At 64.7% G+C, this 16811-nt stretch carries 16 protein-coding genes; 7 read left to right on the forward strand and 9 right to left on the reverse strand.

Annotated features, from left to right (window positions below; translation table 11 throughout):
* The 3 genes from FJV83_RS25080 to FJV83_RS25090 all read right to left on the reverse strand — a co-directional run bounded on the left by FJV83_RS25080 (window position 1) and on the right by FJV83_RS25090 (window position 4083).
* Window positions 1-372 carry a glyoxalase superfamily protein gene (locus FJV83_RS25080; RefSeq protein WP_142885622.1) on the reverse strand — a complete coding sequence of 124 codons (372 nt, stop codon included), beginning with the start codon at window positions 370-372 and terminating at the stop codon, window positions 1-3.
* 46 nt (window positions 373-418) lie between these two features.
* Entirely contained in the window at window positions 419-3025 is a 2607-nt protein-coding gene (locus tag FJV83_RS25085; protein WP_142885621.1) for a TIGR02302 family protein, read from the reverse strand.
* Between the two features lie 116 nt (window positions 3026-3141).
* Entirely contained in the window at window positions 3142-4083 is a 942-nt protein-coding gene (locus FJV83_RS25090; RefSeq protein WP_142885620.1) for a threonine/serine dehydratase, read from the reverse strand.
* A gap of 50 nt (window positions 4084-4133) precedes the next feature.
* On the opposite strand from FJV83_RS25090, the gene FJV83_RS25095 reads away from it, so the two are divergent.
* A complete protein-coding gene (locus FJV83_RS25095; RefSeq protein WP_095793229.1) occupies window positions 4134-4436 on the forward strand; it encodes a metalloregulator ArsR/SmtB family transcription factor in 303 nt (100 codons plus the stop codon).
* Between the two features lie 18 nt (window positions 4437-4454).
* Here FJV83_RS25095 and lysA read toward each other — a convergent pair whose 3' ends face one another.
* The 3 genes from lysA to argH all read right to left on the reverse strand — a co-directional run bounded on the left by lysA (window position 4455) and on the right by argH (window position 7514).
* Window positions 4455-5723 (reverse strand): diaminopimelate decarboxylase, encoded by a 1269-nt coding sequence (gene lysA, locus FJV83_RS25100; protein WP_095772270.1) that lies wholly within the window; start codon window positions 5721-5723, stop codon window positions 4455-4457.
* Window positions 5724-5790: 67 nt separating this feature from the next.
* On the reverse strand, window positions 5791-5997 hold the full coding sequence (locus FJV83_RS25105) for a hypothetical protein (RefSeq protein WP_019861402.1): 207 nt from the start codon (window positions 5995-5997) through the stop codon (window positions 5791-5793).
* 116 nt (window positions 5998-6113) lie between these two features.
* Complete coding sequence (argH, locus tag FJV83_RS25110) at window positions 6114-7514, reverse strand: argininosuccinate lyase (protein ID WP_095787877.1); 1401 nt, start codon at window positions 7512-7514, stop codon at window positions 6114-6116.
* Between the two features lie 36 nt (window positions 7515-7550).
* On the opposite strand from argH, the gene FJV83_RS25115 reads away from it, so the two are divergent.
* Window positions 7551-8231 carry a TlpA disulfide reductase family protein gene (locus tag FJV83_RS25115; protein ID WP_095772272.1) on the forward strand — a complete coding sequence of 227 codons (681 nt, stop codon included), beginning with the start codon at window positions 7551-7553 and terminating at the stop codon, window positions 8229-8231.
* A gap of 4 nt (window positions 8232-8235) precedes the next feature.
* Here FJV83_RS25115 and FJV83_RS25120 read toward each other — a convergent pair whose 3' ends face one another.
* Complete coding sequence (locus FJV83_RS25120; protein ID WP_095772273.1) at window positions 8236-8421, reverse strand: hypothetical protein; 186 nt, start codon at window positions 8419-8421, stop codon at window positions 8236-8238.
* A 235-nt stretch (window positions 8422-8656) separates the two neighbouring features.
* Here FJV83_RS25120 and FJV83_RS25125 point away from each other — a divergent pair, with 235 nt between their 5' ends.
* The 5 genes from FJV83_RS25125 to FJV83_RS25145 all read left to right on the forward strand — a co-directional run bounded on the left by FJV83_RS25125 (window position 8657) and on the right by FJV83_RS25145 (window position 13848).
* A complete protein-coding gene (locus tag FJV83_RS25125) occupies window positions 8657-10009 on the forward strand; it encodes an extracellular solute-binding protein (protein WP_095793234.1) in 1353 nt (450 codons plus the stop codon).
* Window positions 10010-10113: 104 nt separating this feature from the next.
* Window positions 10114-10998, forward strand: a complete 885-nt coding sequence (locus tag FJV83_RS25130; RefSeq protein WP_095772275.1) for a sugar ABC transporter permease — start codon at window positions 10114-10116, stop codon at window positions 10996-10998.
* A gap of 7 nt (window positions 10999-11005) precedes the next feature.
* Window positions 11006-11920 carry an ABC transporter permease subunit gene (locus tag FJV83_RS25135; protein ID WP_095772370.1) on the forward strand — a complete coding sequence of 305 codons (915 nt, stop codon included), beginning with the start codon at window positions 11006-11008 and terminating at the stop codon, window positions 11918-11920.
* Window positions 11921-11930: 10 nt separating this feature from the next.
* Window positions 11931-13031, forward strand: a complete 1101-nt coding sequence (locus tag FJV83_RS25140) for a sn-glycerol-3-phosphate import ATP-binding protein UgpC (protein WP_142885619.1) — start codon at window positions 11931-11933, stop codon at window positions 13029-13031.
* A 7-nt stretch (window positions 13032-13038) separates the two neighbouring features.
* On the forward strand, window positions 13039-13848 hold the full coding sequence (locus FJV83_RS25145) for a phosphodiesterase (RefSeq protein ID WP_142885618.1): 810 nt from the start codon (window positions 13039-13041) through the stop codon (window positions 13846-13848).
* Window positions 13849-13980: 132 nt separating this feature from the next.
* On the opposite strand, the gene FJV83_RS25150 is transcribed toward FJV83_RS25145, so the two are convergent.
* Together FJV83_RS25150 and FJV83_RS25155 are read right to left on the reverse strand one after the other, a co-directional pair.
* Window positions 13981-15063: an ABC transporter ATP-binding protein gene (locus tag FJV83_RS25150; protein WP_142885617.1), complete on the reverse strand. Its 1083-nt coding sequence runs from the start codon at window positions 15061-15063 to the stop codon at window positions 13981-13983.
* On the reverse strand, window positions 15060-16640 hold the full coding sequence (locus FJV83_RS25155) for an iron ABC transporter permease (RefSeq protein WP_185973356.1): 1581 nt from the start codon (window positions 16638-16640) through the stop codon (window positions 15060-15062). The genes FJV83_RS25150 and FJV83_RS25155 overlap by 4 nt, the downstream gene beginning before the upstream one ends.
* Window positions 16641-16811: the final 171 nt, after the last annotated feature.

Raw genomic sequence — 16811 nt, forward strand, 5'->3', positions numbered from 1 at the left:
TCAGTCCTTCACATCCTCATAGAAGGTCAGGCGGTTGCCGAACGGATCGTCGACCGTGACCTCTTTCGTCTTCCAGGGCGTCTCCTCCAACCCCGGCCTGGCGAAGCGGTACTTTCTTTCGGTCAATTCGTGGTGGAGCCCCGCAATGTCGGTCGTCTCGATCCGGATGTGAGAGCCCGGCGTGCCGTCGCCATGATGTTCGCTCAGATGCAAGACACAGCCGTCGCGAGAAACGCCTGTGTAGAGCGGCGCGTTGTCATCATAGCGGTGTTCGAACCGCACCTCGAAACCGAGAAACCCCACGTAGAATTCATGCGCCTTGGCAACATCGAAGATGCGCAGGATGGGCGTGACGGTACCGAGCTTCGGCATGGTGTTGCAACCGTTCGAGGGGGCGGCCGGGGTGTGGGGGCGGTCCCTATTTCAGCTCGAGCAGCCGCTCGAGATAGCTGCGCTCGATATCGGGGCTGAGCGCGTTGCCGAGCCGCTTGCGGATCGCTTCCAGGATCTGGCGGGCGCGCTGGACGTCGATCTCGTCGGGGACCTTCACCGAATCGCCGAAATCGGGACCCTGGCTGGCGCGCGGCCTGCCGAGCGGGTCGCGGTCGGCATTCTGCTGACGCCCGCCTTCCTGGCTGCCGCCCTGGTCGCCCTGCATGGCCTGCATCTGCTTCATCATGTCCTTGGCGCCCTTGCGCAGCGCCTCGAGTGCCCGGCCCTGGTGGCCGACGGCCTCGTCGCCCTGGCCCTCGCCAAGCGCCTGCTCGGCGCTGCCCATCGACTTGCCGGCCTCGCCAAATCCTTCATTGGGCTCCATGCCCATGCCTTCGAGGTTCTTCTTCAACTGCTCGAGATCGCCCTTCAGCTGGCCCTGGCCTTCCTGCAACTGCTTCAGTGCATCGGCGAATTCCTGCGGCGTCATCGGCTTTTGCCTGGCCAGCGGATCGCGGTCCTCGCCGGCGCCTGGCTTGTCCTGGTCCTCGCCACCGCCCTGGCCAAGCTGCTCATCGCGGTTCTGCCCGCGCTGGCGCTCGCCACGCTGCATCTGGTCCATGCGGAAAGTGTCGTTCATCATCTCCTGCTGGCGTCGCAGGATCTCGCCGAGCTTGTCCATCTGCTGGCGCATCTGGCTGTCCTGCTCGCCGCCCTGCTGCTGACGCCCGGCCTGGAGATTGTTCATCATGTCCTGCAACTGCGACAGCAATTGCTGCGCCTTGTCGCGGTCGCCCGACTTCGCCAGGTTCTCGATCTGGTCCATCATCCGGTCGATGTCGCTCTGGCGCAGTTCCTGGCCGTTCTGCTGCATTTGCGGCGCATTCGGGTTCTGCTTGGCGCGTTCGGCGAATTCCTGCAGGAACTGGTTCATCGCCTCGCGCAGTTCCTTCATCGCCTTCTCGATTTCGGCATCGCTGGCGCCGTTCTTGATGGCGTCCTGCAGCGCCTGCTGCGCCTGGCGCAACCGCTTCTCGGCGGCCGAGAGGTTGCCCTCCTCGATGCCGAGCGCGATTTCCCAGAGATAGGCGACCTCGCCGCGCAGCTGATCGTCGTTGCCGGCCAGTTTCAGCCGGCTGCGCGCGCTCATGATGGCGAGGTAGTGGGACATGTTGTCGAACGTGTCTTCCGGCCGCAGCGTGATGGCGTCGATCAGGTCGAGCACGTGCGGCTTGGCATTGGCGTCGAGGGCCAGCAGGCGGCGCTGTTCGATTACAGCCCGCGCCAGCGGGTTGGCGAAAGGCCGCTCCGGCATCACCAGCGTCCTGGTCTCGCTCGACGCGGTGTGGCCGGCGTCGTCGGTGGCGACCAGCGTCAGCTTGATGCTGCTGCCGGCCCAGACATGCTCGGTCAGGTCCTTGGTGGTCTTGGCGGCATCGGACTTGCCGCCGCGGCGCGGCAGCGCCAACGGCATTTCGGGCGGGCCGTAGAGCGGATGCGCGCCCGGCACCTGCGGGTCGACCAGCGCGAAGACCGCCTTGGCGTTGGCGGCGCCATAGTCGTCGTCGATCTGGTAGTTGAGTTCGAAGGCGCCGTTGGCGGCGCGCTTGGGCTCGCCGACGAAGCGGATCTGTGGCGGTTTGTCCTCGATCACGGCGAAGGCCCAGCGGCCGAGCTGATCCTCGCCCGATTTCAGCGTCAGCGTGCCGTCGCCGGTCAGCTTGCCGATGAACTGGCGCACCTTCGACGGGGATGCGGGGGTCGGCGCCGCCGGGCTCGCGGCTGACTTGGCGCTGGCCGCCTGTGGTCCGGCGGGGTCGATGGTGCGCGCATTGCCATCCTTGTCGGCATAGGCGAGCGTTTCCTCGCCCGAGCCTCCGGTGACGCGCAAGGAGACGTCGCTGCCCTCGGGCACATGAAACGTCGGCGTTGCCTGGTTGGCGTCGGCGGTCAGGAAGATCGGAGGCTTGCCGGTATAAGCAGGCGGCGTTACCCAGGCATCGATGCGTGGCGGCACGGCATCGTGCGCGCCGTGGGTGCTGAAGCCGTCGGCTATCCTGCCGCCCGTCGGCCCGAAGGAGAAGGCAAAGGCGGTGACGAGCAGCAGCGCGGCCACGGCGCGCAGCCCCCAAGGATCGCGCTCCGGCACGCGGGTGCGCGGCAGGTCGGCGCCAAGGCTGTCGAGCCTGGCGGCCATGCGCTTCTGGTGTTCACGCCACAGCGCCTGCGAGAAGCTGCTTTCGCGGCCGCTTGGCCGGTCGGCCTGCACCAGCACCGGGCTGTGCAGCAATTCGTTGGCGGCCTCGATGCGGCGGTCGACCTCGGCGGCGCCGGGCAGGCGGAAGAAACGCAGCGGATAGAGCGCCGCCAGCCCTGCCAGGCCGAATGCGGCGACAAGGCCGATGCGCGCGATATCCGGCAACCGTGAGAAAACGCCGAACCAGGAGATGCTCAGGAACAGGGTGGCGATAAGGATCAGCGGCAGCAGCAGCGGCCAGCCGCGCTCGACCATCATCGAGACCCGCGTCGCCAGCCGGCTGAGTGCAAGGCGCCCGGCGAGACCGCGATCGCTAGAGGTGGGTCGTTGCGTCATCGGCCCTTCCTGGAATCAGGCGGGATAGCCCGATCCTCACGACTCGAAGAATACCAGCAAACACGGCAAAGGCGAGGCGTTCTCAGAAAATGTGAACCCGGCCGAAATGGTTGCAATCAGAAATTGGCGGGGTTTGCGTTGGCGCCACAGACCAGCACGGCGACGCGTTCGCCCGGTGCCGGCGTGTAGCGGCCGGACAGGATCGCGGCGAAGGCGGCCGCCCCACCCGGCTCGGAGATGATGCGCATCCGATGCCACAGCGCCTTCTGCGCGGCGATGATGTCGTCATCACTGACCAGGATGGAGCGCTCGACGAAGGCCTCGGCGATCGGGAACATCATTTCGCCGACGCGCTTCGGCGCCAGCGAATCGGCGGCGATGCCTTCCGCCGGAGCGTCGACGGGATGGCCGGCCTCGAAGGCGCGATGAAGCGTCGGCGCGCCTTCGGGCTCGATGGCGACGATGCGGATGCGGCCGGCATACCAGGCGGCGATGCCGCCGATCAGGCCGCCACCGCCGACGGCGACCAACAGCGTGTCGATCTCGGGCAGGTCGCTCTCGATCTCGAGCCCAAGCGTGCCCTGTCCGACCAACGTTTCCTCCTGGTTGAAGGCATGGATCTGCAAGGCGCCAGTCTCCTGCGCGAAACGTTCGCTGGCGGCCAGCGCCTCGGCATAGCGGGCACCACCAACCACCAGGTCGGCGCCATAGCCGCGAATGCGGTCCAGCTTGGCCTGCGGGCTCACTTCGGGAACGAAGATGGTCGCCTTGTGGCCGAGCCGCATGGCGGCATAGGCGACGGCAGCGCCATGGTTGCCGCCCGAGGCGGCGACGACGCCGGCCTTGGGAACCGGCCTTTCCAAAAGATTGGTGAAGGCGCCGCGCGCCTTGAACGAACCGGAATGCTGCAGGCATTCGAGCTTGAGGTCTACCGCCAGCGGCGGCCGGTCGAAGTCGGCCATGTCGACGCGCAGCACCGGCGTGTGCCTGATATAGGGCCGGATGCGCGGTTCCATCGCGGCAATGCGCTCGCGTGTAACGGGGTTGCCCTGCGCCATGGCGATCTCCTTGGGATTGACAGCAATTAGTAACTTGGCAAAATGACTAAATGCAAGAGGTTGATGTCTTCAAGGCGATCGCCAACGAACGCAGGCTGCAGATCCTCAACTGGCTGAAGGATCCGCGCGCGCATTTCCCGGCTCAGGCCGACGGCGATCTGATCGAGGACGGCGTTTGCGCGCTGCTGATCGCCGAAAAGCTCGGTATCACGCAGGCGACGCTCTCCGAGCATATGCGCGTGCTCACCCAGGCCGGCCTGCTGCGGCCCAAGCGCATCAAGCAATGGACGTTCTACCGCCGTGACGAAGACAGGATCGCCGAGACAAGGACGCTCCTGCAGAACCGGCTGTAGCGCTGCCGGCTGTGGCTTCTATGCCAGCCAGTCAGGCACCGAATCCAGCCCGATCAAATCGTCATAGGTCAGGCGCGGGCGCACGATGTGGAACCGGTCGCCGTCGACCAGCACCTCCGGCACCAGCAGGCGGGTGTTGTAGGTGCCTGCCTGCACCGCGCCATAGGCACCGGCGGTGGAAACGGCAATGAGATCGCCGGCCTTCAGCCTGGGCAGGTCACGGTCGAGGCCGAGATAGTCACCGGTCTCGCAGACCTGGCCAACCACGTCGACCATCATGCGCGGCGTGTCGGCCGGCGGCTGCACGACCGGCCTGATGTCGTGGAAGGCATCGTAAAGCGTTGGCCGGATCAGATCGTTCATGGCGGCGTCGACGACCAGAAAATTCTTGGCGTCGCCTTCCTTCACGAAAATCACTTCCGAAACGAGGATGCCGGCATTGCCAACGATCAGCCGGCCCGGCTCGAACATCACCTTCAGACCGAGCTTGGTGACATGCTTCCTGACGATCTGGGCATAGGCGTCGGGCAAGGGCGGTGGGTTGTTGTCGACACGGTAAGGGATGCCGAGGCCACCGCCGACATCGACATGCTCGATGGCGTGGCCATCGGCGCGCAGTGCGCCGACCAGATCGACCAAAAGGGCGAAGGCGTCGTCGAAGGGCTGCAACTCGGTGATCTGGCTGCCGATATGGGTGTCGATGCCGGTGACCTTGATACCCGGAAGCGTCGCCGCACGGGCATAGACCTGCCGCGCGCGCTGCCAGGCGATGCCGAACTTGTTCTCGGCCTTGCCGGTGGAAATCTTCTTGTGCGTCTTGGCGTCGACATCGGGATTGATGCGCAGCGAGACCGGCGCCACCTTGCCGAGTGCCGTGGCTCGCGCCGACAACAGTTCAAGTTCAGGCTCGGATTCAACGTTGAAGCAAAGGATGCCGGCTTCGAGCGCAAGGTCCATTTCGCGCGCGGTCTTGCCGACGCCGGAAAACAGGATCTTGCTTGCCGGGATGCCGGCCGCCAGCGCCCGGCGCAGCTCGCCTTCCGAGACCACGTCGGCGCCGGCGCCGAGCCTGGCAAGGGTGCGCAGCACGGCCTGGTTGGAGTTGGCCTTCATGGCGTAGCAGACCAGCGCGTCGAGGCCGGCAAAAGCCTGGGCAAAGACGCGGTAGTGCCTGGTCAGCGTGGCCGTCGAATAGCAGTAGAACGGCGTGCCGACCTGAGCGGCGATATCAGGGATTGCCACGTCCTCGGCATGCAGCACGCCGTCGCGGTAGTCGAAATGGTTCACGAGAGTGATTCCGGAAGTTGGAGCACGATAAGATCGGGCTTGGAAGCCAAACCCGGCCTGATCGGTTCTAGATCAGCGGGTCGAGGATGAACTTCTTGTCCTTGACCGGTTTTTCCGGCTCCGGCGGCAGCGGCTGCTTGGCCTTCTCGGCATCCTTGCGCGCCTGGACGGCCGCCTCATAGGGCGTGTCGAGACCGGCCTTGCGGCCGCAGGCGGTCACGGCGGCCATCGCCGCCAGCAGCGTCAGCGTCACCAAAATCCTGCTTCCGGTCATCGATCCATCCGTCCGAAACGTTTTGTCAGCCGCCGCTTTTAGCCGAGTTCTCGGCGCATTGCACCCCGGATATTGCCGGTTGCAATATCCGGGATATTGCCGTCGAAATATCGGCCTCAGGCTTTGACCAGCCGCTTTTTCCAATAGCGGATCTGCTTCCTCACTTCCGACGGCGCGGTGCCGCCGAAACTGGTGCGGCTCTTGACCGAATTCTGCACCGCCAGCACCGAGAAGATATCCGATGTGATGCCGGGATTGATCGACTGCAGATCCTCCAGCGAAAGCTTTTCCAGGCTTACCTTCTTCTCCTCGGCCAGCGCCACCGCACGGCCGGTGACGTGATGCGCCTCACGGAACGGCAGGCCCAGCGTGCGCACCAGCCAGTCGGCGAGGTCGGTCGCGGTCGCGTGGCCGGAGCCGGCGGCCTTCTTCATCGCCGCCGCCTTGACCGTCATGTCGGAGACCATGCCGGTCATCGCCGCCAGCATCAGGTCGAGCGTCTCGGCGGCGTCGAAGACCGATTCCTTGTCTTCCTGCATGTCCTTGCCATAGGTCAAAGGCATGCCCTTCATCACCGTCAGCAGGCCGACCAGATGGCCGTTGACGCGGCCGGTCTTGCCACGCACCAGTTCGGCGGCGTCGGGGTTCTTCTTCTGCGGCATGATCGAGGAGCCGGTGGAAAAACTGTCCGACAGCCTGATGAAGCCGAATTGCGGCGTCGACCAGATGATGATCTCCTCGGCCAGCCGCGACAGATGCGTGGCGCAGACCGCCGCCATGGCGAGGAACTCCAGCGCGAAATCGCGATCGGAAACGCTGTCCAGCGAATTGCGCATCGGCTCGCGGAAACCGAGCGCCCTGGCGGTTCTGTGGCGGTCGATCGGGAAGCTGGTGCCGGCAAGGGCGGCGGCACCGAGCGGGCTCTCGTCCATGCGTTCGATCGCATCGCGCACGCGCGACAGGTCGCGTGCAAACATCTCGACATAGGCCATGCAGTGGTGGCCGAAGGTCACCGGCTGCGCCGCCTGCATATGGGTGAAGCCCGGCATCACGGTCGCCGCGTGCTCCCCGGCCCGCTCCAGCAGCGCCGCGATCAGGCCCTTCAGCGCCTCGGCGACGCGGAAGCACTCGTCCTTGACCCAGAGCCTCAGATCCACCGCCACCTGGTCGTTGCGTGAGCGCGCGGTGTGCAGGCGGCCGGCGGCCGGGCCGATCAGGTCGGCGAGACGGGCCTCGACATTCATGTGGATGTCTTCGAGCTTCGTCGAAAACTCGAAGCGGCCGGCCTCGATCTCTTTCAGGATCGTGTTCAGCCCGTGAGCGATTTTTTCTTGATCGGCCGCCGAAATAATGCCCGTTTGCGCCAGCATCTCGCTGTGGGCGATCGAGCCGCGTATGTCCTGTGCGTAGAGTTTGCGGTCGAACGAGATCGACGCGTTGATCGCTTCCATGATCGCGGCCGGACCCGAGGCAAATCGTCCGCCCCACATCTGGTTGCTGGTCTTCTTGTCGCTCATCGCTATAAAACCCGTGCTTCGGAGCAGTTTGAGAAAATGGCAGACGGAAACAGATTTTTCCCGGCCCCGCGCCTGATCCTCGCCGCTTTGGTGGCGGGAGCGCTGGCCGGCGCGGTCGCGGTATATGTCAGCGAGAGCCGGTCTGGCAACAATGCACCGGCCCAGGTGGCGGTCGGCGGCAGCAAGGATGACGTCGCCTGCGCCGCCAAGAGCGATCGCGCCAAGAAGATCGCGGCCGCCGCCACCGGCCAGGTCGCGGCCCTGTTGCCCGCCGATCCGCCGCAGTCGATGAAAAGCCTCGCCTTCAATGGCCCGGACGGCAAGCCGATGACGATCGCCGACCATGCCGGCAAGACGGTGCTGCTCAATCTCTGGGCGACATGGTGCGCGCCTTGCCGTGCCGAAATGCCGGCGCTCGATGCGCTGCAGAAGGAGAAGGGCAGCGACAGCTTTCAGGTGGTCGCCGTCAATGTCGATGCCGGCGACGATGTGAAGCCGAAGAAATTCCTCAAGGAAACAGGTGTCGAAGCGCTGGGCTATTACCGGGATTCGACGGTGGCCCTGTTCAACGACCTCAAGGCACGCGGCCTGGCGCTCGGCCTTCCCGCCACCATGCTGATCGACGGCGAAGGCTGCCTGATCGCGCATATGAACGGCCCGGCTGAATGGTCGGGGCCTGACGCCAGGCGGCTGATCGACACGGCGCTCGGATCGTGAGCGATCAAGCCGAGCGCACGCTTGGCTTGAGCAATACGAGACTGCCATCCCGATGGTCTGTGCGCGCCGGAGTGCGCTTGCCGTGGCCGGTCAGGTCGTCGAACGCCTCGATGGGCGCCGGTTTGCCGAGATAGTAGCCCTGGCGTGCTTCCCCGGCGCATTTACGCCCGCTGCCGCACCTGGATATCATTGTCCCCTTAGCCGGATAATCATGGCGGCCGATGCGGTCTTTACGTCTTCGACAGTCGCCCTAGCTACCTAAAACGCCGGTGCGTTTTAATGCCGGCCAAAGCCGCCGAGGGAGAGGAACGGGCAGCTGTGCAAAGGCCGGGGAGCCACAACAGAACTGTCACATACCTTCTCTAAGAGAGCGGGCAAGGACTTGCGCAAGACCCTTGTCACCAGCCACTCAAGAGGGAAAAACCATGACCATGATCAAGCGGGGCTTTGCTGCCCTTGCCGCTGGTGCGCTCAGCACCGCGCTGGCAATGCCTGCCTCTGCAGAACCGGTAAAATTCGACTTCTGGTTCGGCCTTTCGGGCGACCTTGCCCGTGTCGTCGACACGCTGTGCAAGAACTTCAACGCCTCGCAGAAGGACTACGAAGTCGTCTGCACCAGCCAGGGCAATTATGACGCCACGCTGCAGAACACCATCGCGGCCTTCCGCGCCGGCAAGCAGCCGGCCGTCGTCCAGGTCTACGATGTCGGCACCGCCACCATGATGCTGTCGGGCGCCTACAAGCCCGCCGACAAGCTGATGGAAGAAAACGGCTACAAGATCGACTATGCCGACTATTTCCCAGGCATCGCGCGCTACTACGCCACGTCGAAGGGCGAGATGCTGTCCTTCCCGTTCAATTCCTCGACCCCGCTGATGTACTGGAACAAGGACGCCTTCGCCAAGATCGGCAAGACCGAAGCACCCAAGACCTGGGAAGATGTCGGCGCCGACCTCAAGGCGTTGAAGGACGCCGGCTACGAGTGCCCGATGGCGATCAACATCTCTGCCAATGAAAGCTGGCAGCTGATGGAGCAGTTCTCGGCGCTCCACAACCAGCCGATCGCCACCAAGAACAATGGTTATGACGGTCTCGACGCGCGTCTGGAAGTCAACAAGACCAAGTTCGTCCAGTATGTCACCGATCTCAAGAAGTGGTATGACGCCGGCCTGATCAAGATCAAGTCCAAGGATCTCGGCCAGGATATGGTCCAGGCCTTCGCCTCGGGTACCTGCCAGGTCATCCTGACCTCGGTCGGCGACCACGGCACGGTCGGCAGGACCCAGAAGGAAGGCATGAAGTGGGATGTCGCCGAATTGCCGGTCTATGCCGGCACCGAGCGCAAGAATTCGCTCGTCGGCGGCGCTTCGCTGTGGGTGCTCTCCGGCAAGTCGGACGCCGAGTACAAGGGCGCTGCCGCCTTCCTGAACTTCATCCACGACCCCAAGACCGCGCTGTTCTGGTCGACCAACACCGGCTACATCCCGGTGACCAAGTCTGGCTTCGACTACATGAAGGGCCAGGGCTTCTACGACAAGGCGCCCTACAAGGGCCGTGAAGTCGCCATCGCCAGCCTGACGGCGTCCGAGCCGACCGAAATCACCCGCGGCATCCGGCTGGGCAACTTCACCCAGATCCGCGCCGAGTTCGGCACGCAGATGCAGGCGATCTTCGCCAACAAGGTCAGCGTCCAGGAAGGCCTCGACACTCTGGTCAAGAACGGCGACGCCATCCTCGAACGCTTCCAGCAGACCTATCCGGGCAAGACCCTGCCCTGACCTCCGATTGCGGAACGGCCGTCCGCCGAGATTCGACGGGCGGCCATTTCATATCTAGTCTTGCCCAAGAAGCGGGCTGACGGTTCAACGGCATCGGCGGATCGATGGAAAAACGCGTCACTTTCGGCAAATGGACGATCGGCATCCTTTTCGCGGTGCCGCAGCTCCTCCTGATCTTCACGTTCTTCTACTGGCCGGCCGGCCAGGCCGTGTACTGGTCGCTGACGCTGCAACAGCCCTGGGGCGGCGGCAACATCTGGGTCGGGCTCGACAATTTCCGCTCGATCCTGTCCAACGCCGACTACTGGAACTCGATCACCGCCAGCCTTGTCTTCGCCGGCATCAGTACCGGTCTCGCAATGTTCATCGCGCTTGTGCTCGCCGCCTTGACCGACCGGCAGCTGGCCGGCTCGCGTCTCTATCGCGTGGTGCTGATCTGGCCCTACGGCATCGCCGCGCCCGCGCTGGCGATGGCGTTCCGCTTCATCCTGGCGCCGGAGGCTGGCTTCATGGCCGTGGTCAACCGGGTCTGGCCCGGCTTCTGGGATCCCGGCCTCGACGGCGCCGACGCCATGGCCTCGATCATCGTCGCCTTCTCGTGGAAATATGTCGGCTACAACTTCATCTTCTTCCTGGCGGCGTTCCAGGCCATCCCGCGTTCGCTGATCGAGGCCGCGGCGATGGACGGTTCCGGTGTCATCAGGCGTTTCTGGGACATCCAGTTTCCGCTGATCACGCCGACCATCTTCTTCCTGCTGGTCATCAACATCACCGAGAGTTTTCAGGACTCCTTCGGCATCGTCGACATCATGACCGCTGGCGGTCCGGCGAATGCGACCAATCTGATGGTCTACAAGATTTATTCCGACGGCTTCAAAGGCCTCGATTATTCAGGTGCCGCCGCGCAGAGCATCATCCTGATGCTGCTCATCATCGTGCTCACCATCTTCCAGTTCCGCTTCATCGAGCGGCGCGTGCACTACAGGTGAGATGGATATGGTCGAGCGCACCCCGTTCCTCAATTTCTTCACGCATCTGATCCTGTTCATCGGCTTCATCTTTTGCATTGCGCCGTTCGTGGTCGTGGTGATCGCGGCGTCGCACAACCTCAAGGATGTCAACGATGTGCCGATGTCGCTGCTGCCGGGCAGCGACTTCTGGGTCAACATCAAGACCGCCTGGACGACCGCCGATCTCGGTCCCAAGCTGCTCAACAGCTTCATCATGGCGACCGGCGTCGCCGCCGGCAAAGTGATCGTCTCGGCGCTCACCGCCTTCTCGATCGTCTACTTCCGCTATCCCGGCCGCATGCTGATCTTCTGGCTGATTTTCATCACACTGATGCTGCCGCTCGAAGTGCGCATCGTGCCGACCTACGCCGTGGTCGCCAACGTGCTCGAGCCGTACCAGGCGATCCTGGACCTGACCGGCATTTCCTGGCTGATCGAAAAAGTCTCGGGCGTGCAGGTCCAGCTCAGCCTCGGACTGCTCAATTCCTACAGCGGCCTGATACTGCCGCTGGTTGCCACTGCGACCGGCACCTTCCTCTACCGGCAGTTCTTCCTGACCGTGCCGGACGAACTGACCGAGGCCGCGCGCATGGACGGCGCGGGCGCGCTGCGCTTCTTCATCGATATCTTGCTGCCGCTGTCGCGCAACAACATGGCGGCGCTCGGCACCATCATGTTCCTGTGGGCCTGGAACCAGTATCTGTGGCCGCTGCTCATCACCACCGATCAGTCGCATGCGATGGCGGTGACCGAGCTCAAACAACTGATCCCCAATGTCGGCGGCATTCCGGAATGGCACATCGCCATGGCCGGCACGCTGATCGTCATGTTGCCGCCGCTGATCGTCGTGGTGCTGATGCAGCGCTGGTTCGTGCGCGGCCTGATCGCCACCGAGAAATAAGGAGACAAAAATGGCCTCCATCACAATACGCGGCGTCAAGAAGAACTACGCCAAGACGCAGGTCGTGCACGGCGTCGACCTCGACTTCGCCTCAGGCGAATTCGTCGTCATCCTGGGACCTTCCGGCTGCGGCAAGTCCACGCTGCTCAGGATGATCGCCGGGCTGGAGGAGATTTCCGCCGGCGAGATCGCGATTGACGGCACGGTGGTCAACAGGCTGGAACCGCGCGAGCGCGGCTGCGCCATGGTGTTCCAGAATTACGCGCTCTATCCGCACATGAGTGTTTCGCAGAACATCGGCTATTCGCTCAAGGTCGCCGGCGTTCCCTCGGCCGAGCGCCAGCAGCGCATCCAGGCGGTCGCCCGCACACTGGAGCTCGAACATCTGCTCGACCGCAAGCCGATGGCGCTTTCCGGCGGCCAAAGGCAGCGCGTCGCCATGGGCCGCGCCATGATCCGCGAGCCGAAGGTGTTCCTGTTCGACGAGCCGCTGTCCAATCTCGATGCCAAGCTGCGCGTGCAGATGCGCTCGGAAATCCGCAAGCTGCATCGCCGGCTGAACGCCACCTCCGTCTTCGTCACCCACGATCAGGTCGAGGCGATGACGCTGGCCGACCGGCTGGTGGTGATGAATGGCGGACGCGTCGAGCAGGTCGGCACGCCGGGCGAAATCTATACCCGCCCGGCCAGCCGCTTCGTCGCCACCTTCGTTGGCGCGCCGGCCATGAACATTCTGGAAGGCACGGTCGAGCTCGACGGGCTGTCGCTGCTTGGCGGCAGCCGGCGCCTGGCCATGGCACGCACCGGCCTGCCGGTCGGCGCGAAGGTCGCGATGGGCATCCGGCCCGAGGCCGTCCGGCTGGTGGCGCCCGGCACGGCCGGCGCGCTCAACGCCACCGTCGATCTGGTCGAGGAACTGGGGGCGGGGCGGGTCATCTATGTCGATCTCGACGGCGCACCGTTTTCGGTGATGACGTCGGAGGCGGTCCATCCCGAGCCCGGCAGCCAGGTCGGCCTGAAGATTTCGCCTGAAGACATGCATTTCTTCTCGTCGGAGACGGGAGCCCGCCTCGATGTCTTCAAGGCGTCCGTAGCCGAGCCGGCGCTCTGAAAGCGTGATGAAAATCATCCAGGTCACCGATGTGCATCTTGGCCGGCAAGGCGAGCGCCGCTATGGCGCGGACCTGCATCAAAGGCTGGCGTTCTGCATCGCGCATATCAATGCGCATCACGCCGACGCCGCCCTTTGCGTCTTCACCGGCGACCTGACCGAGAGCGGCGCGCCGGAGAGTTACGCGGATCTGCGGGCTGCCCTGAACACGCTGTCGGTGCCGTATAGGCTTCTGCCCGGCAACCATGACCGGCGGGCCAATCTCGTCGCAACGTTCCCGGAAAATCCGGTCGACGAGAATGGCTTCGTGCAGTCGGTCCATGACACAGGCAACGAAGTGCTGCTGTTTCTCGACTGCCTGGCGGAAGGGCGCATCGAAGGCGAATTGTGCGACAGGCGGCTTGCCTGGCTCGAAGCCCGCCTGAACCGATCAGCCGGCAGGCCCGCCTACATCTTCCTGCACCATCCGCCGGTCGCGCTCGGCCTGCCGCAGCTCGATCCGCTGGCGCTCGAGCAGCCCGAGCGGTTGCTCGGCCTGCTGAAGCGCCATGGCGATGTCCGCCACATCTTCTTCGGTCATGTCCATCGCGACATCGCCGGCACCGTCGCCGGAATTTCGTTCTCGGCGCAGCGCGGCCTGCACGCAAGGTTCGAACTTGCGCTTGACCGGTCGAGCGAAATTGTCGAGCAGGCGCCGCCCGCCTATGCCGTCATCCTTGTCGACAGCGCCAACGAGACGGTTGTCGTGCATGGCTGTGATTTTCTCGAGCGCTGGCCGATCTATTCAGCCGAAACCGGCGAACGCATCACGGCATGAACCGCGCGCCGGGCGCCGGCCTTCGGTCGCCTAATGCATGTCGCCCAAAAGTGACCTCGGTTTTGGGAGAACGACATGCATAAAGCAGAGACCTAAAGCGCGTCGCATGGATCCATTTCAACGCGACGCGCTTTAGACGAACACATGCGCCTTTCCCGACACGGTGAGCCGGACGATCTCACCGACCGTCGGTGCGTCCATGCCGGATTTGCGCAGGATCAGCGGCGTGTTGCCGATGGCGGCGGCGTCCGGGGGATCGGCATTGTTCAGGAGCCGCACCGCGATCATGCATGTCGAGCCGGCGAATTCCGATTCCGTCACTTCGCCGAACAGCATGTCTGGGGTGCCCGACATGCCTTCGCGCGACGTGCGTTTCAGCCCGATCTGCTCCGGCCGCAGCATGATGCGGGCGACATCGCGGCTGTCATTGGTATCGACGGCGATGCGGCCGAGCGGCGAGTTGGCGAAGCCGCCCGAAATGCTCGCCGGCAGGATGATGGCCTCGCCGAGGAATTCGGCGATCATCCTGTCCTTCGGCTTGAGGTAGAGATCGCGAGGCGTGCCGACCTGCGAGAATTTTCCATCGCGCATCACCGCCACCTGGGCAGCGAAGGACAGTGCTTCGGCCTGGTCGTGTGTCACCAGGATGGTGGTGATGCCGGCCGCCTCCAGAAGTTCGGCCACGGCCTTGCGCATCGAGGCGCGCAAGCCGGTGTCGAGCGCCGAGAACGGCTCGTCGAGCAGCATCAGCCGCGGCTTCATCGCCATGGCGCGGGCGAGCGCCACACGCTGCTGCTGGCCGCCGGAAAGCTCGTGCGGGCGGCGCTTGAGGATCGCCTTGTCGAGCCCGACGATGTAGGCCAACTCGACGATGCGCTCGGCGCGTTTGTCATCGCCGCGGCCCATGCCGAAACCGATATTGTCGCCGATGGTCAGATGCGGGAACAGGGCGCCGTCCTGCGCCACCACGCCGATGCCGCGGCGATGCGCCGGGACGGCGGCGCCGCCATTGGCCAGCACCTCGCCACCGAGCACGATGCGGCCCTGGTCCGGTGCCTCGAAGCCGGCGATCAGCCGCAGCAAAGTGGTCTTGCCGCAGCCGGAGGGGCCGACGATCGCGGTGCGGCTGCCACTGGCGACATCGAGGTCGACACCGGCCAATGCGGCGACCGGGCCGTAATGCTTGTGCAAACCGCGGATTTCGAGAAAGCTCATCGTCCGGCCATCCGTTTCGACTGGACATAGAGCAGCCAGGTCAGCGGCAGCGACATCGCCACCATGATGAAGGCGTAGGGGGCCGCCGAGGCGTAGTCGATCTCGCTGCTGTAGGACCAGAATGCCATCGCCAGCGTGCGGGTGCCGTTCGGTGCCAGCATCTGGGTCGCGGTCAGTTCGTTCATGATGCCGAGCGCCACCAGCGCCATGCCGGCCGCGGCACCAGGGGCCGACAGGCGGATGGTGGTCGACCACAGCGCGTTGAGCGGACGCCTGCCGAGGCTGGACGCGGCGCGCTCGAGCTCGACCGGCGCCTGGGCGATCGAGGCGCGCAGGCTGACCAGGGCGCGCGGCAGGAACATGAGGGCATAGGCGACCAGGATGGTGAACAGGGTCTGATAGAGCGGAAGCGCAATGCTCACGGTGATGGTGACCAGCGCCAGCGCAATGACGACACCCGGTAGCGATCCGACGATGTAGTTGCAACCTTCCAGCAGGCGCTGCAGCGGCCCTGGGGCGCGGATCGAGATCCAGGCCATCGGCATGGCGGCGACAGTGGCAAGCAGTGCCCCGGCAAGCGACAGGAACAGCGTCTGGCCGAGCGCCAGGCCAATCTCGTCGAGACGCCAGACCTCGGCGCCGCCGGCGATGAGCCAGCGGCCGATGGTCACGAACGGCACGCCGAGCGCCAGCAGCGTGGTGGCGACCAGCAAGAGCAGGCTCGGCATGGTGGCGCGGCCGAGGTTCGTGCGCTGCTGGGAACGCGCCGCGCCGGCGCCGACACGGGCATAACGCTCCTCGCCGCGCACCAGCACTTCGAGGCCCAGAAGCACGAAGCAGCAGGTCACCAGCACGCCGGCCAGCATGTTGGCGGCCGGTCCGTTGAAGGTCGATTGAAACTGGTCGACGATCGCCGTGGTGAAGGTGTCGAAGCGGATGAAGACATAGAGGCCGTATTCGGCCAGCAGATGCAGTCCGACCAGCAGCGAGCCGCCGCAGATGGCGAGCCTGAGCTGCGGCATCACGACACGCCAGAAGACGCGCGATGGCCCAAGGCCAAGGGCGGCGGCCGCGTCCTCCAGGGCCGGATCGAGACGGCGCAGCGCTGCCGATATGGGCAGATAGAGGAAGGGAAAATAGGCGATCACGGACACCAGCACGCCGGCCCACAGGCCATGCAGGCCGGGCACCATGGTGATCCAGGCATAGGAGTGCACGAAAGCGGGGATGGCGAGCGGCGCCACGCACAGCCAGGCCCACAGCCTGGCGCCGGGCAGGTCGCTGCGCTCGGTCAGCCAGGCCAGCGCGACAGACAGTATGATGGCGATCGGCACGGTCAGCAGCACCAGCAGCGTGGTGTTGACCAGCAGTTCCCCGACGCGCGGCCTGAAGACCAGCGCCGACACGGTCTCCCAGCCGGTCTGCACCGCGATCCAGACGATGAAGGCAAGCGGCAAAAGCGCGAACAGCGCGACGAAGACGGCGACGGAGACAAGCCAGCGTGCCGCCCGCCGATGCGGCATTCGGCGCATCTTCGACGGCAAGCCGGCGCGCCCGAGATCTACGGCGGACTGCATCAGCTCGGACGCCCGACGGTTGCGGCGGCGTGCCGGCAATCGAGGGACCACTGTCGGAGGTCAGGAACGCAGCGTGTCGTCATCGACGAATGCCATCTCGAAAACAAAACGCTCCCGCGGAAGGTGGATTCCCGCGGGAGCACGGTCGGTTTGTCCTTATTAGGACGAACG

This window comes from Mesorhizobium sp. WSM4307 (genome assembly GCF_007003945.1).
In the GTDB taxonomy this organism is placed as follows: domain Bacteria; phylum Pseudomonadota; class Alphaproteobacteria; order Rhizobiales; family Rhizobiaceae; genus Mesorhizobium.